The organism is Mycobacterium asiaticum, from assembly GCF_001673635.1.
GTDB classification, from domain to species: Bacteria; Actinomycetota; Actinomycetes; order Mycobacteriales; family Mycobacteriaceae; genus Mycobacterium; species Mycobacterium asiaticum_C.
This window is the reverse complement of sequence record NZ_LZMH01000036.1, coordinates 23,840-47,774: the sequence shown is the minus strand read 5'-3', so window position 1 is coordinate 47,774 and position 23,935 is coordinate 23,840. Positions and strand designations below refer to the sequence as shown.

Here is a 23,935-nt window from a genome sequence, read left to right as displayed (position 1 = left end):
AAATGCGCACACCACCGCTCACCCGCCGCAAGGCACTCTCCATGGCAGCCGGGATTGCGTTGACCGTGTGTGCGTGCGCCCCCAAGGCCGACCAACCGACCACGTCGAACACAACCCCCAGGGTCGCGCCGGACCTGTCCCACCAGTTCGACCAATTGGAGCGGCGATACGAGGGGCGGCTGGGTGTCTACGTGCCCGAGCCGGCGATCGCCTACCGCGCCGACGAGCGGTTCGCTTTCTGCTCCACCTTCAAAGCGCCACTGGCCGCGGCGGTCCTGCACCAGTACCCGCTGGATCACCTCGACAAGCTGGTCAGCTACAACAGGTCCGACATCAACTCCGTGTCACCGGTGACCGAGCAGCACGTCGACACCGGAATGACCGTAGGGCAATTGTGTGATGCCGCCGTCCGCTACAGCGACGGCACCGCCGCCAACCTGTTGCTCGCCGAGGTCGGCGGTCCCGCCGGCTTCACCGCCTACCTGCGCACCTTGGGGGACAACGTGAGTCGGCTTGACCAGCCCGAGCCGCAACTCAACCGCGACGCGCCCGACGATCCGCGGGACACCACGACCCCGCACGCCATTGCCCTTGTCTTCCAACAACTTCTGCTCGGTGACGACTTACCGGCCGACAAGCGGGTGCTGCTGGTCGACTGGATGACCCGAAGCACCACCGGCGGCAAGCGGATCCGCGCGGCATTTCCGCCCGACTGGAAGGTGGCCGACAAAACCGGTTCGGGCGACTACGGCCGTACCAACGACGTCGCGGTGGTGTGGTCGCCCAGCGGAGCGCCGCACGTGATCGCCATCTACTCCGATTTCGTCGGCGGCGGCTACGGCGCGCAACCCAACGACGCGTTCGTCGCCGACGCCGCGCGGATTGTGGCTTCTGCCTTGGGGGTCTAGCCGGGGTAGCGACGGGGAGTGAACACCCGATCGCCGAAATCGGTTGACTGCCATTGAGTTTGCGACGAGCCGATGATCAGCAGGCAGCGCATGTCGACGTCGGCGGGGTTCAGCTCGGCCAGCGCCACCACCCGGACATCCTCGTCGGGCCCGGACACGTTGCGCCCGACGACGACCGGCGTGCCGGGGTCGCGGTGGCGCAGTAACACGTCGCGCATGGCGCCCACCTGCCACGTCCGGGCCTTCGACGCAGGGTTGTAGATGGCAAGGACCAGATCGGCGGCGGCCGCGGCCTCGAGTCGGGCGGCGATGATGTCCCATGGCTTGAGCCGATCGGAGAGCGAGATCACTGCGTAGTCGTGGCCCAGCGGCGCGCCGACCCGGCTGGCCACCGCCTGTGCCGCCGTCATCGCAGGAATCACCCGAACCTGCACGGCCGGCCACTGTTTGGCTTCTTCGAGGACCGCTGTTGCCATCGCGAACACACCCGGGTCGCCCGAGGACACCACCGCCACAGCGTGCCCCTGCTCGGCCAGCGAACAGGCCAGCCGGGCCCGGGCGGGTTCGTCGGTGTTGTCGCTGGGGTGGCGGCGCTGGCCGTCGCGGACGGGCACCCGGTCCAGGTATCCGCCGTAGCCGATCAGGTCCGTCGCGTCGGCCAGCTCGCGTCGGCTCTGCGGCGTCATCCACTCGATGCCGCCCGGACCCAGACCCACCACGGCCACCGAGCCTGCCGCCCGGTGCCGACGCCGACCGCCCGGCAGCATGGCCAGCGAGAAGTAGGGGACGCTGGACTCGTCGACGTCGGCGGCGGGCAGTACCCGCTGGCCGGGGGTGCTGGCCCGCTCCACGTAGAACGTGTCGTCGAGTTGACCGGATGCCGAAAGCGCTTCGCGCACATTGTGATAGGAGCGTCCCAGCTTCAGGATCACCGCCGCGTCGGCGTCGGCCAGCCGCCGGGTCAACTCGCCCACCGGCAGGGTGCCGGGCAGCACCGAGAGCACTTCCTCGCCGGCCACCAGCGGGGTCGCCACGGCCGCCGAGGCGGCGCTGACCGAGGTCACGCCCGGCACGATCACCGCGTCGAACCGCTCCGTGAGCCGGGTGTGCAGATGCATGTAGGAGCTGTAGAACAGCGGGTCGCCTTCGGCCAGCAGCGCGACATTGCGTCCGGCGGCCAGGTGCGCGGCGATCCGCTCGGTGGCTTCGACGTAGAAGTCCTCCAGCGCGCCCGCATAGCCGCCGGGATGATCGGTCGTTTCTGTCGTCACCGGGTACACCAGGTGTTCCTCGATCTGGCCCGGCCGCAAATACGGTGCGGCGATACCGCGCGCAATGCTCCGGCCGTGACGCGCGCTGTGATAGGCCACCACGTCGGCTTCGCCGATCACCCGGGCCGCCTTGACCGTCACCAACTCCGGATCGCCGGGACCCAGCCCGACACCCCACAGCGTGCCCCGCGGCGTCATTCGCGCTCGGTCGCTATCGCGTTGACAGCGGCGGCGGCCATGGCGCTGCCACCCCGGCGCCCCTGCACCACGAGGTAGGACATGCCGCGCGGGCGTGCCACCAGCTCCTGCTTGGACTGCGCCGAACCCACGAATCCGACCGGCCCGCCCAGCACCGCCGCCGGCGTGGGCGCGCCCTCGTCGATCAGTTCCAGCAGTCGGAACAGCGCGGTGGGCGCGTTCCCGACGGCCACGACGGCGTCACCCAGGCGGTCGGCCCACAACTCGACGCCGGCCGCCGACCTGGTGGTCTGGCGGGTGGCGGCCTGGTCGGCCGCGCGCGGGTCGGCGACCAGCGACACCACCTCATTGCCGGCCGGTAGCCGCGCGGCGGTGATGCCGGCCGCCACCATGGACGAATCGCACAACACGGGTGCGCCCGCGCGCAGGGCGGCGCCAGCCCGGGCCACGACGTCGTCGGTGAAGGCCACATGCTCGGCGACGTCGACCTGACCGCAGGTGTGAATCAGCCGGACCACCACGCGCTCGACGTCAGCGGGAAAGCGCGTCAGGTCGGCTTCGGCGCGGATCGTCGCGAACGACTGCCGGTAGATCTCCGCAGCGTCGCGAATGTAGTCGAGCACCCGCCCACCTTAAGACCTGCGTACCTGGTAGCCCGTCCCGGTAGCGATCAGCACTTCTCCGTGCAGCGGGCTACCGCACGCGCGTTCGCAACCGACAAAGTGCCGGTGCACCGGGTACGCCGGGTCCAGCGCGGCCTCAGCATCGGCGCGCACGTCGGCAAGCGAGCGCGCGCAGCCGGGGCTGCCGGTGCATGCGCTCACCGTCAGCCAGGGCGAGTTCTCGTCGAACACCAGACCCAGCGGCGCCAGCACCCGCAGGGCGACGTCGGCCACCTCTTCGGTGAGGTCGCACACCAGCACCGTGCGCCACGGCGTGAACAGCACGGGCGCCTCGATCGCCGCAAGGAACTCCGCGTCCCGGGCGGGCAACACGCCCAGCGGCACCGCGGCGCCCAGGGTCACCCTGCCGTCGTCCTGGGTGATCCAGCCGATCGGCGGTTTTTGGGCCGGCATGAACGCGGCGCCGAGCTCCACGCCGGGCAACAATTCGGCTGGATTTGCCAGTTCCGTTATCCGCCAAGCCTTTTCGCGAGTCTCAAGGAACCGCACTGCAACATCGACCAGGGCCGCGGTGACGTCGCTGGGTCGCACGCCGGTGTCGCGGCCGGCCAGCAGTAGCGTCGGGCCGTCCGGGCCCACGTGCACGCCGGCGTCGGCGCACAGGCCCGATACATCGCCTCGGCCGTCGTCCAGGCTGAAGAAGAACCGCCCGCCCAAGTCGGCGAGGCGGGGTTCGGCGCGGATCGCCGCGTCCAGCTCGGTGATCCACGGCCGCACGTCCGCGTTGCCGCCGACCCGGCCCGACAGCGGCGACGCGACGATGTTGCGAACGCGTTCGTGCGTCGCCGACGGCAACAACCCGGCTGCCGCGACCGCTTCGGCGACCGCGGTGACATCCCTGATCGCCCGCAACTGCACGTTGCCGCGTGCGGTCAGCTCCAGCGTCGCCGAGCCTAATTCCTGTGCCACCCCGGCCAACGTGGCCAACTGGGCGGCGCTGATCCTGCCGCCAGGCAACCGCACCCGCACTAGGGCACCGTCCGCGGCCTGATGCACCTGCAGCGCACCGGGGCAAGCGTCGGAATCGCGGGTCCTGGACACCCATCCACGGTACGGGGTGGCGCCGGAGGTGATTGGATCCCCGCCGACGGGGGCACACCGGGGGCATGGAGACGGTGGAGTACGCCCCGGGACGCTCGGCCGACGTCTTCGGCGGCCCCGACCAGCCCACGATTCTGCTGTGGCACGGCATGCAGACCGATGCCCGCGCCGCCGTCCGGCCACTTGCGGGGCTGCTGGCCGGGCACGGCGCCGCCGTGGTGGCCCCGGATTGGAACTCCCATGCCGACGACGGCGGACGGGCGGACCTGCTGGGTTCGCTGGAGTTCGCCCGCGGGCGAACTGACGGTCCCATCGTGCTGGTCGGGTGGTCAATGGGGGCCGCGGCCGCGGCGGGGGTCACCTTCGACGCCGACAATCTGAAAGTTCAACTGGCGCATACGGTGTGCCTGGCGGGCGCCTTCATGGCGCCGGATCCGATCTCGGGCCGCCCGGTCACCGACATGCTGCGGTCCGAGCACGTCGGGGCGCCGTTCACCTTGCTGCACGGCCTGGCCGATGATGTGGTCCCGGTGAGCGCCAGCCGGGACTTCGCCGCGGCCCTCGAACAGCGCGGATGGCCGGTGCAACTGGCGGAACTGGACGCCGACCACGGGACGATCGCCGGCGCCGATTACGACGCCGCCGCCGATCGCTACGTACCCGGGACCGGGGCAGCGGCCCAGCGGGTCGCCGCCGAGGTCGCCGCGCGGATCGCGGCACTGATCGGTCGCTGACCGGCAACATCGGGCGGCGCGCTGCATTAGTAGCGTGCGAAACCGAAGTGCAGTACGCCACTACTTAGGCACACCGCTTCGCTTGACCGGAGACTTCGAACAGTCCTATTCGAGCGGCCAGGAGTGTGCAATGGAGCAACGCGGAGATCATGCGGTGGTGCTGGGTGCCAGTATGGGCGGGTTGTTGGCGGCTCGCGTCCTGTCCGAGTTCTACCGCCGGGTGACGGTTGTCGAGCGAGATGTCCTGCCGACGGAACCCGTGAACCGGCGCGGCGTCCCCCAGGGCAGGCTGATTCATTCCTGCCTCGCGCGGCTGGTCCAGGTTCTCGACGAGCTGTTCCCCGGCTTCAGCGACGACCTGCTAGTTCGCGGCGTCAGCCGGTGGGATGACGGTGACCTTGCCAAACTCGACTGGTCGTTCGGTGGACACCAGCTGGTGCGAGAGGGGCGCTCGGTGGACGCGCCGCGGATCTTGTCCCCGAGCCGTCCGATGCTGGAATACGCGGTGCGGCAACGTGTTCGGTCAATTGCCGACGTAACGTTCCGGGAGGGCCAGGACGTCGTGGGCCTGACCGCCACGCCGGATCGTCGCCGGGTAACGGGTGTGCGGGTGGTAAACCGCGCCGACGATAGTACCGAGACACTGACCGCCGATGTCGTGGTCGACGCCACCGGCCGCGGTTCCCGGACCCCGGTCTTCCTCGAAGAACTCGGCTATGACCGGCCGCGAGAAGACGAAGTGGTGGTTCAGTTGGCCTACGCGTGCCAGCTGCTGCGCATCCCCGCCGGGGTGATCAAGGAGCACATGATTGCCCGTTTCCCGGCGCCGGGACGGCCAAGGATGTTCGCCATGATCGGGTACGAGGACGACACGTATATGGTCGGCGCCGGCACCATGGCGGGGGTGGTTCCGCCCCGCGATCATGCCGAAATACTCGACTATGCAGCGGAATTGGCGCCACGCCGGGTGGTCGAGGCGATTCGCGCCGCCGAGCCGATCGGCGACGTCGTGCACCATCGCGTCCCATCCAACCGCTGGCGTCGTTACGACAAACTGCACCGGTTACCGGAGGGTTTGCTGGTCGTCGGCGATGCGGTGTGCAGCTTCAACCCGATCTACGGGCAGGGCATGACGATCGCGGCCATCGAGGCGACCGTGCTGCGCGATTGTCTGCGCCACGGGGGGAGCGGGCTGACGCGCCGCTTTACCCGGCTGGCAGCGAAGCATGTGCGGGTGGCGTGGCAGACCGCCGTCGCCTCGGACCTGGCTTTGCCGGAAGTCCCTGGGCCGCGACCGGTGTCGATCCGGATCAGCAATGCGTGTCTCGAGCCGGTGATGATCGCCAGTGAGACGGACCCGGTCGTCGCGGGGCAGTTCATGCGCGTCGTCGGAATGCTGGACTCGCCGCTCCGGTTATTGCGCCCCCCAATTCTGCTCCGCATTCTGCGCGCACAGCACCGCCGGGCGGGCGGGCACTCCGTCCACGAGGGGTCCGACGGACGCTTGGTCGCAAGCGCATGACGTTGGAGAACCTCCACACCGTGGAGCAGGCCTACCACGCATTGAGCGCCGGTGACCTGGATTCGGTGTTGAGTATCTTCGACGGCTCGGTGGAGTGGAATGTCAACGGCGAGAGTTCAATCAGCGGGACGTACGGTGGCCGGGCCGCGGTCGTCGAACTGCTGCAGCGGGTCGCAGCGAAGCTCACCGGCATCGAGCCGAAGCGGTTTTTCACCGACGGCGAGTCGGTCATCGTGCTGACCGAATTGCGTTTCGGCGCAAATGTTGCCCGGCAAGCCGACGTCTACCAGTTCCAGGACGGCAGGGTGGTCAACGTCCGGACCTTCGGTGACGCAGCCCTAATGGAACGGGTCTTCGGCGTCCGGCAAGTCGCCTGCTGATCGAGGATATGAAGCCGGCACGCCGCAGACCATCTGGATCACCGGCTGCGGCGGGCTGGTACCCGGGCAAGGACGGTCTGCCCGAGTTTTTCCCTGGTCGCCCCAAGCACACCACGACGTTCTGCGTCACCCAGAGCTCGCCGGATTCGACGTCCGCACCCCCGGAGTGGCGTTTGTCGTCACGCAGAGGAAAACCCTTACGGCACCGGCTGATAGCGCTTTAGTGTCTGCCCGGTGAGCATTGCCACCGCGCTCGTTGCTGCCCCGAATAGGGTCGCCGGCACCACGGGAGTCAGCCCGGCCGGCCGTTGGGCGCGCCGCAAATGGGACATCCTGCGCTGGGCTTCGCCGTTGCTGTCCCTTGGGATATGGCAGCTGGGGAGCGCTGTCGAGGTTATCCCGGAGTCGGTGCTGCCTGCTCCCTCGCTCATCGCTGATGCGGGTCTGGAACTGATCCACAACGGCCAACTCTTCGACGCGTTGCAGGTGTCGGGTTTGCGGGTCATCGAGGGGTTGGCACTGGGCGGGATCGTGGGATTGGTACTCGGTTCCGCGGTAGGGCTGTCGCGCTGGTTCGAGGCGACGGTCGACCCGCCGATGCAGATGATCCGGGCGCTGCCGCATCTGGGTCTGATCCCGCTGTTCATCGTGTGGTTCGGGATTGGCGAGCTGCCGAAAGTGTTGCTGGTGGCGCTGGGGGTGACGTTCCCGCTGTATCTCAACAGTTTCTCGGCGATCCGCCAGGTCGATCCGAAACTGTTCGAAACCGCTCAGGTGCTGGGCTTTTCGTTCTGGCAGCGGTTCACCCGGATCATCGTCCCGAGCGCCGCACCGCAGGTACTGGTCGGCTTCCGGCAGTCGCTGGCCATTGCCTGGCTGACGCTGATCGTGGCCGAACAGGTCAACGCCGACAAGGGAATCGGTTTCCTGATCAACAATGCACGCGACTTTCTGCGCATTGACATCATCATCTTCGGCCTGACCGTCTATGCGTTGCTGGGCATCGCGACCGACGCGCTCGTCCGCCTCGTCGAGCGTCGCGCGCTGCGGTACCGACAATGAAAGGCCATAGGTGACCATCACAGCAGAACCCACCACCGGTCAGGGTGCCCGCGTGGCGATCGCCGGAGAACTCCGTAACGTCGACAAGTGGTACGGCCAACGCCATGTGCTGGTCGAGGTTTCGTTGCAGGTGCGCACCGGCGAGATCGTCGCGCTGGTGGGGCGCAGCGGCTCGGGCAAGTCGACGCTGCTGCGGGTGCTTGCCGGCTTGTCCGACGACCACAGCGGCGAGCGCGTGGTGGCCGGTGCGCCGGCGTTGGCCTTTCAGGAGCCACGCCTGTTCCCGTGGCGCGACGTGCGCACCAATGTCGGCTACGGCCTGACCCGCAGTCGGTTGCCCAAGACTCAGATCCGGGAGCGCGCGGACCGGGCGCTGGCCGACGTCGGTCTGGCCGACCGTGCCGGCGCCTGGCCGCTGACGCTGTCAGGCGGTCAGGCACAACGGGTTTCACTTGCCCGGGCGTTGGTGGCCGAGCCGCAGTTGCTGCTGCTCGATGAACCGTTCGGGGCGCTGGACGCTTTGACCCGGTTGACGATGCGCGATCTGTTGTTGGATCTGTGGCGACAGCACGGGTTCGGTGTGTTGCTGGTAACTCACGACGTCGATGAGGCGGTCGCCCTGGCCGATCGCGTACTGGTCTGCGACGACGGACGGATCGTGCACACACTGACGATCCACGAGCCACGTCGCTCGGCCGGCGACGTGGGCGCACACACCGAGCGGTACCGCGCCGAACTGCTCGATCGGCTCGGGGTGCGGCATTGAGCGTGCGCCGAACTATCTTTGCGCTATTTGCGGTCGTGGCTCTCGCAACGGCCGGATGTGTCGCGCGGGCCGGGACTTCGGGACCACAAGCCGCACCCGCCGCAGTTCCGCTGGCCGAGCTGGCCGGTCTCACGTTGCAAATCGGCGACCAGAAGGGCGGGACCGAGGCGCTGCTGCGCGCGGCAGGGCAACTCGAGAACCTGCCATACCGCGTCGCTTTCTCCACATTCACCTCGGGCCCGCCTCAGGTCGAAGCGGCCACGGCGGGCAAGATCGACTTCGCGATCATGGGCAATACGCCGCCGATCTTCGGGGCGGCCAGCAACGCAAAGATCAAGGTGGTGTCCGCGTATGCCGGTGGTGGGCCGGGCAATCGCATTCTAGTGCATGCTGATTCACCGATCACCTCGGTTGCTGACCTGCGCGGCAAGGCCGTCGCGGTCGGCAAAGGCAGTTCCTCGCATGCCAACCTGCTGGCACAGCTCGACAAGGTCGGGCTGAAACCGTCCGACATCAAGCTGGTGTTCTTGCAACCCGCGGACGCGTTGTCGGCATTCAAGCAGCATCAGGCCGATGCGTGGGCGATATGGGACCCCTTCACGGCGCAGGCCGAGCGGCAGATCCCGGTGCGCAGCATCGCCGAAGCCACCGGGGTCACCAACGGCGACTATGTGGGCGTGGCGTCGGATCAGGCACTTGCCGACCCCAAACGCAACACCGCACTGTCTGACCTCCTGGTGCGTTTCGCACGAGCCGCTCATTGGGCGAAGGGGCATCCCCAGGAGTGGGGTCAGTATTACGCCACCGCAGTCGGATTGGATCCAGAAACCGCGGCGGTTGCGGCGAATCGGAGCCTGCGACTGCCTACCGAGCTCGGCGACGATGTGATCAATTCAGAACAGCGGCTTGCCGATTTGTTCGCGGCCTCACAACAGATCCAATCGTCACCCAAATTCGTCAACTGGGTGGACAGGCGCTTCAACGACGCGCTGCGCCCGAACCTGATCAGCTAACACGAAGGGGGAGCCATGCCGGCAAAATTCTTCTGGTTCCTCCCGACTACCGGTGATAGCCGGTCGATTGTCGGGGGATCCCACACGTCGTCGCATCACGCGATCTCGGCGGGCCATCGCAAGCCCAGCCGACGGTACCTGGCCGAAATCGCCCGGGCCGCAGACCGGCTGGGCTTCGAAGGGGTGTTGACACCGACGGGCACCTGGTGTGAGGACGCGTGGTTGACGGCGGCCGCGCTGCTCGCCGAGACCGAGCGGTTGAAATTCCTGGTGGCGTTCCGCCCCGGCCTGGTGCCGCCGACGCTCGCGGCGCAGCAGACCGCCACTCTGCAGCGGTTCTCCGAAGGACGGGTTCTGCTCAACGTCGTCAGCGGCGGCGATGACTCCGAGCAGCGCCGCTTCGGCGACTGGCTGAGCCACGACGAACGCTATGACCGCACCGGCGAATTCCTGCAGATCGTTAACTCGATCTGGCGGCAGGAAGCCGTCGACTTTGACGGCAAGTACTACCGGCTTGAGGACGCGCGCGTATCGGCGCCGCCGGATCCTTTGCCGCAGATCTACTTTGGTGGTTCTTCACCGCCGGCGCTGGACATCGCCGCTGAATTCGTCGACGTCTATCTGACCTGGGGAGAACCACCGCAGGTGGCGGCGGACAAGATCGCCAAAGTAAGGGGGCTGGCCGAAGCCCGCGGCCGCAGCATGCGGTTCGGAATCCGGCTGCACACCATCAGCCGTGCGACATCGGAGGCCGCCTGGGCGGTGGCCGACGAGCTCGTCAACGAACTCACTGCCGAGCAGATCGCCAGTGCCACCGAAATTCATGCGCGCTCGCAGTCCGAGGGGCAGCGCCGGATGACCGCGTTGCATGGCGGGCGCCTCGACCAGTTGGAGATCTACCCCAACCTCTGGGCGGGGGTGGGGTTGGTTCGCGGGGGCGCGGGAACGGCGTTGGTGGGCAGCCACGAAGAGGTCGCCAACCTGATCGTGGAGTACCACTCGCTGGGCTTCGACGAGTTCATCCTGTCGGGTTATCCGCATCTGGAAGAGGCCTACTGGTTCGCCGAGGGGGTGCTGCCGCTCTTGCGCCAGAAGGGCGTCGCGTAGCGGGCTCTATGGGTGCTGCTTGCGGGCGCGTGCCGCGCGCCGCGGTCGAGCGCTGGCCTCAGGTAGAGAAATCGCGCTTGAGGCCGCCACAAGGCCCACGATCGGCGGGTGTGGAGTGGGCGCATCGGGTGTGCGGGTGCGCGGCGGGTGTGCGAGGTTCGCGGCGCCGGGTGTACGCGCGGTGAGCACAGGCACCCTCAGACCCGGCGTGGGACACTGCCCAGCTCCCGCAACCACCCCTTGCGGGCCGCCTTATGCCACTTCAGCGATGCGGGCACCGTGCGCCAACCGCTCCTGATCGCGCTGCGCACGGCCCGGTAGCGGGTCTCATCGACCCGCGTCCAACGAATGTCGAAACGCTCCCGCACAATTGGGGGCAGACCACCGAAGATCACCAGGCGCATCGGCGGTGCCAGAGCCGCACGGACCGGTAATGTCGGCAGCAACGCGTCCATGAGCGGACGCAGTAGGGGATGGCTCGGATAATCCGGTGACGCGCTCATATCGGGGATCGCCGGCCTCTTGATAAATTTGATCAGATAGTCCGACGCCGCATTGGGCTGCAGCACTTCAGTGCAGTAGCGGTCGTACTCCCGGTTGAATTCGCAAAGCGTCGGCGGCAGAACCGACTCCGAAACTCCGTACCGCCGATACCATTCGCAGCCCTCGAGGTAAAGCTGTTCGCGTTCGCGATTGGTCAGCCGATGGGTGTCCCAGTGTTCGGCGAGCCGGTGCACCATCACCTGAAAGGTGGCGTGCGCCCACCAGTATGTCTCGGGATTGAGGGCATGGTAGCGCTGCCCGTCGGGCAGCTCACCCTTGATGTCACGGTGAAAGTCGCGGACCTTGATCCCGGTGTCGTCCGCGTCGGGCCCATCGTAAATGGTGCCGAGAATGCCGGGCAGGGAACGGAATACGCGGTCGACAGGATCGTCGAAGAAGTTCGAGTGGTCGATCAGACCCTGGCCGATCGCGGGATGCATCGTCTGCATCAAGCCCGCCGTACCGCCTTCGAAGGCGATGCGCAGGTCGCCCGCCCAGCGCCACAGCAGTGACCGCGGACCCAAATCGACACGGGTGCTCATAGCGCCAACTTGCCCACGTCGTGGGATTGGTCGCCGAAATACCGGTTCAGCACGCGCTGCCGGGCGCGCTCACCCCAGCGCTGCACGTAAGCCGTCCCCCAGCGGGTTCGGGTAAGCAGTTGATACCGAACGAGATTGGCGGCCAGGACCGGCAGCACCGCGACGGGAAGCGAGCGCGGCAGTTCCAGATCGCGCATGCCGTCCTTGCGCAGGAAATAACGCAGCATGCTGAGCAGACGGGCGCGCGCGACGGCACCCCGCACCCGGGGCAGGGTGGGAAAGTACAGGCCGCGCTGCGCGTCGACGATGGCGTTGGCTAACGGCGGGCCAGCCAGACTGACGTCGGACTGGGTAAGCAGCAGATGGTAATTGAGGCGGTGCTGCTGGCTTTCGGTGTCGCAAAGCCAGTCCTCATCTACCCCCATGAGCCAACCGACGTACTTCCACAGATGCATGATCGCCAGGGAATCCTGACGGCTGACCCGTACCCCGAGCAGCCGGACACCAAGCAGCAGTGCGCCGTTGAACAGCCCCAGCGTCGCGGCCTGGTCGGACTGGTTGATCGGCAGACCCCACTGCTCGACATCCCATCGCCCGTTGGTCTCGAACCGCTGATTCACCAGCGCATGCATCAGCCGCACGTGCACGGTGAGCTTGAAGCCCGGCTTATCGCGGCGCATGCCATCGTGTTCCGATATCGCGACGGCCCAGTGCTGAGTTTCTGCCAACCGACGCACCGTGGTGCGTCCGGTCAGCCCGCCGGTCTCTACGAGCAGGTCGGTAGGCCCGCCGAACCGATATCCGCCAATCAAGGCCAACTGCAGCATGACATCGGCGGCGTTCGTGCCGAATCGCCGGTAGGCCGCTGCGCCCCGGTTGATCAAGTCGAAGTCCACCCACTCAGGGGTGCGCTCGACGACGGCGAAGAACTCGCGCAGCGCCGCCGGACAGTCAGGCACCGCGTCGACACCGGAGTCCAGGGCAGCGTTGAACTGGCCCATGGACACCTCGCCGGCCCGCATCGCCCGCACCAGAGCAGCGCCCGGCTCGTCGCGTTGCATCAGGCGCTGGCCGATCCGCTCCAGAACTTCACTGTCGGGCCGTGAGGTGCGGGTCAGAACCTGCAGCGGGCGGCCCAGCCGGCGGTTGCGCGCCTGGGCACCGAGAAAGCGGCGCGGATATCGGGCATCCGCCTTGAGCGGTACGTCCAGGTCTGCCACCATGGCTCCCATGCTGACACGAGCTCTAATTCACGTTCAATTCGCGTTTTGATGGCCAGGGCCAACAAGGGCGCTGCCCGCCGAACGCCCAGCCAGGAGCGGTCGCGTGCGCTGGTCGAACGAATCCTGGACGCGGCGCAGGAGGTGTTGATCGGCCACGGGTACGACGGTGCATCCACCAACCGAATCGCGGCCGCGGCCGGTGTCAGCCCGGGTTCGCTTTACCAGTACTTCCCGAACAAGGAGGCCATCGTCGCCGCGGTCATCGACCGCTACAGCGACGCGCTGGCGGCACGGGTGGCCTCCACGCTCACGCAGTCGTTGGACCGGCCCGCGCCCGAACATGTCCGTAACTCCGTCGCAGCGCTGCTCGACGCGCTCGATGTACATCCCGAATTTCTGCGGGCGGTGATCGAACGGACCCCGCGACTGGGCGCCGGCAGCAAACTCGCGGCCTTCGAGCAGCGGATCGGCGAGCTGACCATGGCCTATCTGGTGATGAACCGCGACCAGGTGCGCTCCGATGTCCGCTTCGATACCGCGGCGTGGATGCTGGTGCGGATGGTCGAGCACCTCACCGTCCGCTACATCCTGGACCGTCCCGATATCGACCGCGACGAATTCCTCTACGAGATCACGACTTTGGCGCTGAACTATCTACGCATTCACGACGTCCCGGTGCGTCGCGCGTAAGCCTGACGCTTTTCACGTTCCAGGTCGCTGGTGAATATCCGCCCGGTACCCAGAGCGCGCCCGAGTGCCTCGGCCACGGCTTGGGGCATCAAGCGCTGTGCCCACACGGTAGCGCCGAGTGAACGCGGAATCGCTACTCGCGGTTCGGGTCTGGCGATGACGTTGACGACGGCCCGCGCGACGTCGCTTGGCTCAGCATTCTTGAAGCCCTTGGCGTGGCCGACCCCGGCGACCATCTCGGTGTTGGTCAGCGTCGGCATGATCACCGTGAAATTCACTCCGCTGCCGTGGTTCTCCATGCGCACCGCATCGGTGTATCCGAGCACGGCGTGCTTTGTGGCGCAATAGGTTGCGATGCCTTCGGTGGGTACCACGCTGCCCAACGAGCCGATATTGACGACGTGGCCGCTGTGACGGGGCAGCATCCGTTTCGTCGCCAATTTGGTGCCGAGGATGACTCCGTGCACGTTGACGTCGAACAAGCGTCGGGTGACAGCGTCATCCTCCTCGACGGCGCTACCCACCGCGATCACCCCGGCATTGTTGACCAGGACATCCAGCGGGCCCAGCTCATTCTCCACCGCGTCGAGGAATTCGCTGAACGAAGCGCGGTCGGTGACGTCCAGGCGGCGGGAGACGGCCAGTCCCAGCCGCTCACCCTCCTGCTTGGCGGTGGCTTCGTCGATATCTCCGATGGCCACCTTGGCCCCCGCAGCGTGCAGCGCCGTGGCGATCGCCAGACCAATGCCGCGGGCGCCACCGGTCACGGCAACAACTTTTCCGGCGACGGATTGGGATGTCATCGCTCCACGGTATTACTTTGCGAGTCTGCGGTCGATGGGACAGCAACTATTGCATCGAACCGTATGGCCCCCAGAACATTTACGACGGCGACGAGTGCCGCGAGTAGAGTCAGTCCGGTGCAGGCGGCCTCGTCGAATGAACGGATGATTGCCGGGGTCGCAGCTGCCTCCGTCGCGCTCGGTGTCGCTCAACTGGCCAGCATCCCCATCGGTGGGCGGGCTGATGCCCGCACCGCCGTCGGTTCGGCGGTCGTCGACCTGACGCCCGGCCCGGTCAAGGAATGGGCGATCCAAACACTCGGCCCGCTGGACAAGCCCTTCCTGGCCGTCGTCGTGCTCGTGGTGATCGCGGCGATCGCGGCGATCGCCGGAACCCTCGAAACGCCCCGCCGCCCGGTCGGTAGTGCCGTGATCGCCGCCGCCGGCGTCCTCGGCTGCGCTGCCGTGCTGTCGCGACCCGGTGGCACCGCGCTCGACACCATCCCCACCATCCTCGGCGTCGCCTCCGGCATAGCGGTCCTGCGCATCCTCATCCGGCGGTTCTGGCCACACCCGGAGCGCGAGGCGGCAGGCAACGAGCTAGCGGACCCCGGCCGGCGCAAAATGGTCCTGTACGGGTTGCTCGGATTCGGCGTGGTCAGTGGGGTAGTGGGGGCCATCGCCACCCGACTGGCGCATTCGGTGGAATCGGATCGCAAGACGTTCGCCGTACCGACCCCACGCTCGAGGGTGGGCCCGATACCTCCCGAGGTGCAGCCGAAAGGCGTTGCGCTACCCAGCTTCATCACTCCAAGCGCTGACTTCTACCGCATCGACACCGCGCTGAGCGTGCCCCAGCTCAGCCGCGGCGACTGGCGGTTGCGTATCCACGGGATGGTGGATCGCGAGACCACTTACACGCTCGACGACCTCGCCCGCTTCGACATCGTCGAGTCGGTGACCACCCTGACCTGCGTGTCTAATCCCGTTGGGGGAGATCTTATTTCGACCGGAATCTGGACGGGCTACCGATTGGCGGATCTGCTGGCGCCGGCCGGCGTGCACCCGGACGCCGACATGGTGCTCTCCACCTCGATCGACGGATTCACCGCCGGTACGCCCGTGCAGGCGCTCACGGACGGCCGCGAGGCGCTGCTGGCGGTCGGCCTCAACGGTCAACCGCTGCCGGTCGAACACGGCTACCCGGCCCGCATGGTGGTGCCGGGACTCTATGGCTACGTGTCCGCCACCAAGTGGGTCGTCGACCTGGAGCTCACCCGTTTCGACAAGGCCAAGGCCTACTGGACGCGGCAGGGCTGGGCGGCGCAGGCGCCCATCAAGACGCAGTCGCGCATCGACGTGCCCCGAGGCGGCCAGCAGGTACCGGTGGGGCCGGTCGTGTTCGGCGGTGTCGCCTGGGCGCAGAATCGCGGCGTGCGGGCGGTGGAAGTCCGCATCGGCGACGGCGATTGGCAGCCGACCGAACTGGGCGCAAGTTACTCCAACCAGACATGGCGACTGTGGAGCTTCCCGTGGCAAGCGAAAGAACCCGGGAGACAGAGCATTACCGTGCGGGCCATCGACAACACCGGGGGCGTTCAGACCGAACAACGGGCGAGTCCCGTTCCGGACGGCGCCACCGGCTGGCACACGGTGAACTTCACCGTGGTGCCGGCGTGAAACCTATTTCGACGACAGCTTCCGCCAACTGAACACCGCGACCGCTATCCCGATGAGCGCCGTGATCGGCCCGATCACCGACCAGGTGGTGGTGTTGCTCATCGGGCTGCCGCCCAGCACGCCGAAGCCCTGCAGCGCCCAGATCACACCGAACAACGCGACGATCAGCCCGACCGCGAAGGTGACGACGAATCCTCTGCCCATATGCCGACCATACGTGCCGATTCGGTGCTCCGACGCCGCTGCGGTACGAATGAGGGGTGGCCGACCCAACGATCCTGCTGCTGTCGACGTCCGACACGGACCTGATCAGCGCCCGTTCCAGCGGCAAGAACTTCCGGTGGGCCAACCCGGCGCGGCTGTCCGATGTCGAGCTTCCCGAACTCCTCGCCGAGGCCTCGATCGTGGTGGTGCGCATCCTAGGGGGATACCGCGCCTGGGAGGACGGCATCGACGCGGTGCTGGCCAGCGGGTTGCCCGCGGTGTTGGTCAGCGGCGAGCAGGCGCCCGACGCCGAGCTGACCGGGCTTTCGACCGTAGCCGCCGGCATCGCGGTGCAGACGCACATCTACCTGGCCCACGGCGGCGTTGACAACCTGACCCAACTGCATGCGTTCCTGTCGGACACCGTGCTGATGACCGGATTCGGCTTCACTCCGCCGGTGCAGACCCCGACCTGGGGTGTCCTGGACCGGCCTGCCACCCGCAATACCGGGCCCACCATTGCGGTGCTCTACTACCGCGCCCAGCAGCTCGCCGGCAACACCGCCTATGTCGAGGCCCTGTGCCAGGCGATCGAAGCCACCGGCGGCCAGCCGCTGCCCGTCTACTGCGCCTCGCTGCGCACCGCCGAGCCCGAGTTGTTGAAGACGCTCACAACTGCCGACGCCATGGTGGTGACCGTGCTGGCCGCCGGCGGAGCCAAACCCGCTGCGGCAGGCGCGGGTGGTGATGATGACAGCTGGAACGTCGAACACCTTGCCGCCCTGGATATTCCGATCTTGCAGGGCCTGTGCCTGACCAGCCCGCGTGAGCAGTGGCAAGACAACGACGACGGTCTGTCCCCGCTGGATGTGGCCACCCAGGTCGCGGTGCCCGAGTTCGACGGCCGCATCATCACAGTCCCGTTCTCGTTCAAGGAGATTGACGACGACGGACTCATCTCCTACGTCGCGGACCCGGAGCGCTGCGCCCGTGTCGCGGGTCTGGCGGTCCGGCACGCGCAGCTGCGTCACATCCCTGCCGCCGAGAAGCGGGTGGCACTGGTGTTCTCGGCTTACCCGACCAAACACGCCCGCATCGGCAACGCCGTCGGCCTGGACACCCCGGCCAGCGCGGTGGCCCTGCTGCGCGCCATGGGCGAGCACGGCTACCAGATCGGCGATCTACCCGGCGTCGAGGCGGGCGACGGTGACGCGCTGGTGCATGCCCTGATTGAACGCGGCGGCCAGGACCCCGACTGGCTCACTGAAAGCCAACTCGCAGGCAACCCCATCCGGGTCTCGGCGCAGGAGTACCGCGAGTGGTTCGCCACCCTGCCGGCGGAGCTGTCCAACGCGGTGATCAAGCACTGGGGTCCGCCCCCAGGCGACCTGTTCGTCGACCGCAGTCACCATCCGGACGGCGAGATCGTCATCGCGGCAATACAATCCGGCAACCTGGTGTTGATGGTGCAGCCGCCGCGCGGTTTCGGCGAGAACCCGGTGGCGATCTACCACGACCCCGACCTACCGCCCAGCCACCACTACCTGGCCGCGTACCACTGGCTGGACACCGGCTTCGGGTCGCACGCGATCGTACATCTGGGCAAGCACGGCAACCTGGAATGGCTGCCGGGCAAGACGTTAGGCATGTCGGCGGCCTGCGCCTCTGATGCCGCGCTGGGCAACTTGCCGCTGATCTACCCGTTCCTGGTCAACGACCCCGGCGAGGGCACGCAGGCCAAGCGGCGGGCCCACGCCGTGTTGGTCGACCACCTCATCCCGCCGATGGCGCGCGCCGAAACCTATGGCGACATAGCGCGTTTGGAACAGCTGCTCGACGAGCACGCCAACGTCGCCGCGCTGGACCCCGGCAAGTTGCCCGCCATCCGGCAACAGATCTGGACGTTGATCCGCGCCGCCAAAATGGACCACGACCTAGGGCTGACCGAGCGGCCCGAAGAGGACACCTTCGACGACATGCTGCTGCATGTCGACGGCTGGCTGTGTGAGATCAAGGATGTGCAGATCCGCGACGGCCTGCACATCCTCGGCCAAAAGCCTACGGGTGAAGTCGAACTCGACCTGGTGCTGGCCATCCTGCGGGCCCGTCAGCTGTTCGCCGGCCAGCAGGCGCTGCCCGGTCTGCGCCAGGCGCTGGGCCTGTCCGAGGACGGCACCGACGAACGCACCTCGGTCGACCAGGCCGAGGCCGCGGCCCGCAAGCTGATCGCCGGCTTGCAGGAAGCCGGCTGGGATGCCGCCGCGGCCGACCGGCTCACCGACAACGCCGACGTCGCCGCCGTGTTGCGTTTTGCGGCCACCGAGGTGGTGCCCCGGCTGGCCGGGACCTCCGCGGAGATCGAGCAGGTGCTGCGGGCATTGGACGGACGGTTCATCCCGGCCGGACCGTCCGGCTCGCCGCTGCGCGGCCTGATCAACGTGCTGCCCACCGGACGCAACTTCTACTCCGTGGACCCCAAGGCGGTGCCGTCCCGGCTGGCGTGGGAAGCCGGTGTGGCACTGGCGGATTCACTGCTGGACCGCTATCGCGATGACCACGGGCAGTGGCCGCAGTCGGTGGGCCTGTCTGTGTGGGGCACGTCGGCGATGCGCACTGCGGGCGACGACATCGCCGAGGTGCTGGCGCTGCTGGGCGTACGGCCGGTCTGGGACGACGCGTCCCGCCGGGTCGTCGACCTGACGGCCATCCCGCTCGAGGAGTTGGGCCGGCCGCGCATCGATGTGACCGTGCGCATCTCGGGATTCTTCCGCGACGCCTTCCCGCACGTGGTGACCATGCTCGACGACGCCGTACGCCTGGTCGCCGAACTCGACGAACCGGACGAGGACAACTACGTGCGGGCACACTCGCGCGCCGACCTGGCCCAGCACGGTGATGCAAGGCGTTCCACGACAAGGATTTTCGGATCCAAGCCGGGCACCTACGGCGCGGGCCTGCTGCAGTTGATCGACAGCCGCAACTGGCGTGACGACGCCGACCTGGCGCAGGTGTACACCGCGTGGGGCGGTTTCGCCTACGGCCGAGGCCTGGACGGGCGCGAGGCGGTCGATGACATGAACCGGCAATACCGGCGCATCGCGGTGGCCGCCAAGAACACCGACACCCGCGAGCACGACATCGCCGACTCCGACGACTATTTCCAGTACCACGGCGGAATGGTGGCCACCGTGCGGGCGCTGACCGGTCAGGCGCCCGCGGCCTACATCGGCGACAACACCAGGCCGGACGCCATCCGCACCCGCACGCTGTCCGAGGAGACCACCCGGGTGTTCCGGGCCCGGGTGGTCAATCCCCGCTGGATGGCGGCCATGCGCCGGCACGGGTACAAGGGCGCGTTCGAAATGGCCGCGACGGTGGACTACCTGTTCGGGTACGACGCCACCGCAGGCGTGATGGCCGACTGGATGTATGAGCAACTGACCGAGCGATACGTGCTGGACCCGGAGAACCGCAAGTTCATGACCGAGTCCAACCCGTGGGCGTTGCACGGCATGGCGGAGCGACTGCTAGAGGCGGCCGGTCGCGGCATGTGGGCCGAACCGCAACCCGACACACTCGATGGGCTGCGCCAGGCGCTTTTGGAGACCGAGGGCGACCTGGAGGGCTAACGCCCTCCCGGCGAGCAGACGCAAAAGCGCCCCAAAATGTGCCATTTTGGGTGCTTTTGCGTCTGCTCGCGCAACCAAAGGTGGACTCAGATGAAATCTGAGCCACCATCCACGTTCACCGTCGCGCCAGTCACGTAGCCGTTGAGCCGGGATGCAAGGTAGGCAGTGATCGACGCAACCTCTTCCGGCAGGCCAGCCCGCCCGAGGTCGCAGGGCTGATGAAAATGCCGGTCAATCCAGGTCATCACATCACGGGGATCAGTCGCATCCAGTCCGTCGGCGGCCAGGATGTCCTTGAGGTTCTCGGTGAAGCTGGCTGTCACGATGGTCCCGGGACACACGCAATTCACCAGGATGCCGTCGCCGGCAAGACTTTTGGACAAATTCTTGGTCACGCTGGCCAGGGCCGCCTTGGCTGCGGTGTAGGCGACGATGCGTGGGTTCTGGCGCTGGATGGAATGCGCACCCAGGGTCACAATGCGAGCCCACTTTGCGGCGCGCAGCAATGGCAACGCCGCTCGAATCGATCGCACGGCCGACATGGTGCCCAAAGCGAACGCGGCATCCCACTCCGCGTCGTCCATCTGCTCGAAGTAGCCGTCGGCCGGTCCGATGGTATGGATCAGGCAATTGAGATGGCCCCAGCGATGCGACACCTCAGCGAAGCCCGAAGCGATCGAATCCGCCTCGCCCATATGCACTTTGATCCCGATGGCTTCCGGAGCGCCGGCCGCGGTCAGCACCGCCGCCGCGGCATCGAGCGCGTCCTGGCCCCGCGCCATGACGGCCACCCTGGCGCCCTCGGCCGCCAGAGCCTCGGCGATGGCCAGACCCATCCCCTTGCTGCCACCGGTGACGACGGCGGTCGCGCCGGCCAACCCCAAGTCCACAACTACTCCTTCAACCCGAACAGATGCCGTCGATCAATTCGGCCGCAACGCCCAGGCCACCCAGGCAGAACCGCAATATGTGGGCGCGGACTTCGGCGCGATCGCAGTCGCCATCAGCCCATTGCCGGTCAATGCCCGTCCACACGACGCCGTGAATGAAGCGGGCACCGATTACCGGATCGACGTCGTGAAACGCCCCGCTCTGGACACCGCCTTGCAGCGCGTCGGCGAGTGGTTTGAGCATCTCCAGAAACGCCGGCTGAATCGAGTTGGGCGACACGAAGGTCTGCGATTGCGCCTCTTGTGAGAGTCGCCGCAGATCCGACCTCACGTGGGGGTCGAACGCAAGGTCTAGTCGTGCGTCGACCCATGCCGCCACAGCGTCTATTTCGGTTGCAGCAGAGGCCATGCGGCGACGCAGCCGGCGCGTTTCGATGCGCGCGGCATCTAGAAATATCTCGGCTACCAGGGCGTCCTTGGAGTCGAAATGCCGGTAGAACGCGCGGGTGCTCAAACCTGCTCGGTCCAGAACCGCCGCGATGCTGAGTCCGCTCACGCCCTCCGTGCGCAGAGTCGCCGAGGCGGCCGTCAGTATTCGGCGGCGAATCGCGGGGTCCGGCCCGAGCTTATCGCGCCGCCGGGTCCGGGCCGCGGTGCCTTCTTCACGCAGTTGCGTCATAGCTGGCCAGGTAGTTGGCGAACCGCTCGCGCACACCTTCAGCGATCAAGCCGTAATCGCTCAACGAATAGTCATGTGCACCACGGGCTCCCGGCCGATGATCCTGCGCCCACTGGTCGACGGCGCGCCGGCTCGCCTCGCTGAATGTCAATCCCAGTGACTGGTAGCTGGCGCGCAGCGTCTCGACGGGGTCGGATTGCAATGCGGCGAAGGACACGTCGGCGAATCGCTCATCACCCACCCGGTCGCGGAAATCCATTGCCCGCCGAACCGCCTCGACCCAACTGTCGACCTGCTCGGCACCCAACTCGGCGGCGTCGTCGCGGTCGCTGCTCCAGCTGCGCACGTAGTGAATGAGGCTGCACACCGAGGCCATCACCTTGGCCGGATCACGATGACTCCAAAGGAATTTAGCGTTCGGGTACGCTTCGACGAGCGCGTCGAGAGCGAACATGTGTACGGGCGTTTTGAGGTGCCACATATTCGGTGGACAACGCCACTGCAACAACTTGAGGACTCGCCGGTGGTACGTGTAGGTCTCCCGCATGTCACAGTCCATCAACCATGCCAGGTATCTCGGCGCACGCACGGCGCCGTCGAAGTGGAACGTCCGGAAGCTCATGCCCATCAGATCCTGGCACTCCGTTGGTGCGGTCGCCTCGGAGTTGTACAGCGTCTTCATCTTCGGGAACATGTCGTCGAGCATCTTCAGTCCCGCCTCGGCCTGCGCGATGCGCGGATCATCATGTTGGGTCGCGGATTCGGGCGGTGGGGTAGGTGCTTGTGATTCCCACATGCGCAACGATCGGAACTGTGGATCGGCGGCCACCAGTTGGCTCAACGCGGTGGTGCCGGTGCGGGGGAGGCCGATGACGAAAACCGGTCCCTCCACCACCTGATCGTCGATCTCGGGGTGCCGGGCATAGGTGTCCTCGACCTTGAGTCGCTGGATCAGTGCGTTGCTGATGGTGGCGTGCTGGATGACCCGGCCGAGCTCGTTGAGATCCGCCTCGGTGTTCAGCGCGTCGACTATGCGCTCGAGCCCATCCCGGTAATAACTTGATCCGAAATCCTCGAGACCCGTTGCCGCACAGGCACCCACTTCCAATTCGTCAGCACTGAAAGTCATCGTCGGAACCTTTCGTGCACCGCACGCCGGCGCGCGGCGAGCACCGCAGCTCGCTCTGCCGCCGTAATTCTCGTTGTGTCTGATGGCAAATCCGACAGCACATTCGTGGCGGGAACCACGCGCGTCGTCGGCACCGGTGCGGTCGCGGTCCGCACGCAGCGCAGAATGATGGGGCCATTGCTGTGCCCGGCCGTGTCGAGCCAATTGGCCACCCCCGGGTCCTGCGAGCACAGGACCACGCGCACGCGTCCGTCGGAATCGACGACGGCCTGATGGGCGTTGAGGCTGGACTGGTGGCGGCCGTAGTGGATGGTCTCCCACCACGGGTTACCGATGGAAAAGCTCCAGTAAATGCCTTCGGGTGGTTCAACTTCGACGATCAGCGCCTCGTCAGATTCCAGCTCCCACCGGCCGATGACCGGCCTGTTTTCCGCGGCGGCGCCCATGTCGGTGCGGTCGATCGGCGGCAGGAACCCGTTGGTGGGTGGGGCGGCGCCGAATTGGAGAAAGAACGCGAGGTTGTCGTGGACGAAGTCGCCGAGGGCGACCAGCTGCCGCGCCAATGCGTCACCGGCGTCGACGCGATCACCCGTCGCCGCCGTCGGCCCGCCGAGCCGTTCGATCCGCAACGACGACGGCACTTCAGTGTCCCAGTCGTAGAAGAAGTGCCGGACAGCCAGCGTGGGGTTGTCGCCCTCGACGCGCAGCCAGTTGCCTGGCTGTTCATCGGCGGACAGGAACACCTCGAAGTTGCCGGCCGAGTCGACCGCCAGCTCATCAACGAGCGCGTTCGCCGTCGCCGCGATCCCGTTCATCGTCTGCAGACCGACATAGCGTGCGGTACCGCGATTGCCGAACAACCGGTAGCGCTGCCCGCCGCGCAGCACGGCGCGGGTGTAGAGACAGTCCGGGCATTCCATGCCCCAGGTGATGAGGTCGTCGGTACTGGTCCGTTGCACCGACAGGATTGGATCGGGGTCGAATTGCAAGACCTCATCGATGCCGGCGGTCAGCAGCACCGTCAGGTGCCGCATGCCGGCGGCAAAATCGGCGCGATTGCGGTTGCTCGAGGAGGACTCCACCACTGCCGCGGCCCGGCGCAGCCGGTCCAACAGGTGTGACCATGCGGGCGGAAGGTGCGTCTCGGAGCCCGCGGTTGCGGCCTCGGTGATGGAAAACGGCAACCAGGCCAACGGTTGTGGTGGGTCGCTCACCCGGTTCCTCGATCCGCACGCAGGTTAAGTGAAAACGATGTTTTC

The 23,935-nt window shown here is 67.0% G+C and carries 22 protein-coding genes; 11 read left to right on the top strand and 11 right to left on the bottom strand.

Annotated elements, in window-relative coordinates; translation table 11 throughout:
- Window positions 1-2 precede the first annotated feature (2 nt).
- Window positions 3-908, top strand: coding sequence for a class A beta-lactamase (gene bla, locus A5645_RS10010; RefSeq protein WP_065129402.1), 906 nt, complete (start codon window positions 3-5; stop codon window positions 906-908).
- Here the strand turns inward: bla and A5645_RS10005 are convergent.
- The 3 genes from A5645_RS10005 to cobG are packed head-to-tail and all read right to left on the bottom strand — an operon-like array spanning window position 905 to window position 4,101.
- Entirely contained in the window at window positions 905-2,377 is a 1,473-nt protein-coding gene (locus tag A5645_RS10005; protein WP_065129401.1) for a precorrin-2 C(20)-methyltransferase, read from the bottom strand. The genes bla and A5645_RS10005 overlap by 4 nt on opposite strands.
- On the bottom strand, window positions 2,374-3,000 hold the full coding sequence (locus A5645_RS10000) for a precorrin-8X methylmutase (RefSeq protein WP_065129400.1): 627 nt from the start codon (window positions 2,998-3,000) through the stop codon (window positions 2,374-2,376). The genes A5645_RS10005 and A5645_RS10000 overlap by 4 nt, the downstream gene beginning before the upstream one ends.
- Before the next feature lie 9 nt (window positions 3,001-3,009).
- Entirely contained in the window at window positions 3,010-4,101 is a 1,092-nt protein-coding gene (gene cobG, locus A5645_RS09995; RefSeq protein WP_065129399.1) for a precorrin-3B synthase, read from the bottom strand.
- Between the two features lie 65 nt (window positions 4,102-4,166).
- On the opposite strand from cobG, the gene A5645_RS09990 reads away from it, so the two are divergent.
- The 7 genes from A5645_RS09990 (at window position 4,167) to A5645_RS09960 (ending at window position 10,685) form a co-directional block, all read left to right on the top strand.
- On the top strand, window positions 4,167-4,835 hold the full coding sequence (locus A5645_RS09990) for an alpha/beta hydrolase (RefSeq protein ID WP_065129398.1): 669 nt from the start codon (window positions 4,167-4,169) through the stop codon (window positions 4,833-4,835).
- A 130-nt stretch (window positions 4,836-4,965) separates the two neighbouring features.
- Window positions 4,966-6,357 carry an FAD-dependent oxidoreductase gene (locus A5645_RS09985; RefSeq protein ID WP_065129397.1) on the top strand — a complete coding sequence of 464 codons (1,392 nt, stop codon included), beginning with the start codon at window positions 4,966-4,968 and terminating at the stop codon, window positions 6,355-6,357.
- Window positions 6,354-6,737, top strand: coding sequence for a nuclear transport factor 2 family protein (locus tag A5645_RS09980; RefSeq protein WP_065034196.1), 384 nt, complete (start codon window positions 6,354-6,356; stop codon window positions 6,735-6,737). The genes A5645_RS09985 and A5645_RS09980 overlap by 4 nt, the downstream gene beginning before the upstream one ends.
- Before the next feature lie 234 nt (window positions 6,738-6,971).
- Window positions 6,972-7,799, top strand: a complete 828-nt coding sequence (locus A5645_RS09975) for an ABC transporter permease (RefSeq protein ID WP_065034197.1) — start codon at window positions 6,972-6,974, stop codon at window positions 7,797-7,799.
- A gap of 10 nt (window positions 7,800-7,809) precedes the next feature.
- Entirely contained in the window at window positions 7,810-8,565 is a 756-nt protein-coding gene (locus A5645_RS09970; protein WP_065034198.1) for an ABC transporter ATP-binding protein, read from the top strand.
- A complete protein-coding gene (locus A5645_RS09965; protein ID WP_414467376.1) occupies window positions 8,562-9,578 on the top strand; it encodes an ABC transporter substrate-binding protein in 1,017 nt (338 codons plus the stop codon). The genes A5645_RS09970 and A5645_RS09965 overlap by 4 nt, the downstream gene beginning before the upstream one ends.
- 15 nt (window positions 9,579-9,593) lie before the next feature.
- Window positions 9,594-10,685 (top strand): LLM class flavin-dependent oxidoreductase, encoded by a 1,092-nt coding sequence (locus A5645_RS09960; protein ID WP_065129396.1) that lies wholly within the window; start codon window positions 9,594-9,596, stop codon window positions 10,683-10,685.
- A gap of 197 nt (window positions 10,686-10,882) precedes the next feature.
- Here the strand turns inward: A5645_RS09960 and A5645_RS09955 are convergent, their stop codons facing one another.
- Both A5645_RS09955 and A5645_RS09950 read right to left on the bottom strand, forming a co-directional pair.
- Window positions 10,883-11,770: an oxygenase MpaB family protein gene (locus A5645_RS09955; protein WP_065036309.1), complete on the bottom strand. Its 888-nt coding sequence runs from the start codon at window positions 11,768-11,770 to the stop codon at window positions 10,883-10,885.
- Window positions 11,767-12,993: an oxygenase MpaB family protein gene (locus tag A5645_RS09950; RefSeq protein WP_065129395.1), complete on the bottom strand. Its 1,227-nt coding sequence runs from the start codon at window positions 12,991-12,993 to the stop codon at window positions 11,767-11,769. The genes A5645_RS09955 and A5645_RS09950 overlap by 4 nt, the downstream gene beginning before the upstream one ends.
- A 48-nt stretch (window positions 12,994-13,041) precedes the next feature.
- Here A5645_RS09950 and A5645_RS09945 point away from each other — a divergent pair, with 48 nt between their 5' ends.
- Window positions 13,042-13,683 (top strand): TetR/AcrR family transcriptional regulator, encoded by a 642-nt coding sequence (locus A5645_RS09945; RefSeq protein WP_081288265.1) that lies wholly within the window; start codon window positions 13,042-13,044, stop codon window positions 13,681-13,683.
- Here the strand turns inward: A5645_RS09945 and A5645_RS09940 are convergent.
- On the bottom strand, window positions 13,656-14,486 hold the full coding sequence (locus A5645_RS09940; protein ID WP_065129394.1) for an SDR family oxidoreductase: 831 nt from the start codon (window positions 14,484-14,486) through the stop codon (window positions 13,656-13,658). The genes A5645_RS09945 and A5645_RS09940 overlap by 28 nt on opposite strands.
- Before the next feature lie 144 nt (window positions 14,487-14,630).
- On the opposite strand from A5645_RS09940, the gene A5645_RS09935 reads away from it, so the two are divergent.
- Window positions 14,631-16,145, top strand: a complete 1,515-nt coding sequence (locus tag A5645_RS09935) for a molybdopterin-dependent oxidoreductase (protein WP_065129393.1) — start codon at window positions 14,631-14,633, stop codon at window positions 16,143-16,145.
- A gap of 3 nt (window positions 16,146-16,148) precedes the next feature.
- Here the strand turns inward: A5645_RS09935 and A5645_RS09930 are convergent, their stop codons facing one another.
- Window positions 16,149-16,349, bottom strand: a complete 201-nt coding sequence (locus tag A5645_RS09930; RefSeq protein WP_065129392.1) for a hypothetical protein — start codon at window positions 16,347-16,349, stop codon at window positions 16,149-16,151.
- Between the two features lie 56 nt (window positions 16,350-16,405).
- Between A5645_RS09930 and cobN the strand changes: the two genes are divergently transcribed.
- Complete coding sequence (gene cobN, locus A5645_RS09925; RefSeq protein WP_065129391.1) at window positions 16,406-19,978, top strand: cobaltochelatase subunit CobN; 3,573 nt, start codon at window positions 16,406-16,408, stop codon at window positions 19,976-19,978.
- Between the two features lie 86 nt (window positions 19,979-20,064).
- Here the strand turns inward: cobN and A5645_RS09920 are convergent, their stop codons facing one another.
- From A5645_RS09920 to A5645_RS09905, 4 genes are read right to left on the bottom strand one after another with little or no spacing between them, the layout of a single operon-like run.
- Window positions 20,065-20,868, bottom strand: a complete 804-nt coding sequence (locus tag A5645_RS09920; RefSeq protein WP_065129390.1) for an SDR family oxidoreductase — start codon at window positions 20,866-20,868, stop codon at window positions 20,065-20,067.
- Between the two features lie 10 nt (window positions 20,869-20,878).
- Window positions 20,879-21,547: a TetR/AcrR family transcriptional regulator gene (locus A5645_RS09915; RefSeq protein ID WP_065129389.1), complete on the bottom strand. Its 669-nt coding sequence runs from the start codon at window positions 21,545-21,547 to the stop codon at window positions 20,879-20,881.
- Window positions 21,531-22,676, bottom strand: a complete 1,146-nt coding sequence (locus tag A5645_RS09910) for a sulfotransferase family protein (RefSeq protein ID WP_065129388.1) — start codon at window positions 22,674-22,676, stop codon at window positions 21,531-21,533. Before A5645_RS09910 ends, A5645_RS09915 begins: the two co-directional genes overlap by 17 nt.
- A complete protein-coding gene (locus tag A5645_RS09905; RefSeq protein WP_172830508.1) occupies window positions 22,673-23,890 on the bottom strand; it encodes a DUF1214 domain-containing protein in 1,218 nt (405 codons plus the stop codon). Before A5645_RS09905 ends, A5645_RS09910 begins: the two co-directional genes overlap by 4 nt.
- Window positions 23,891-23,935 lie beyond the last annotated feature (45 nt).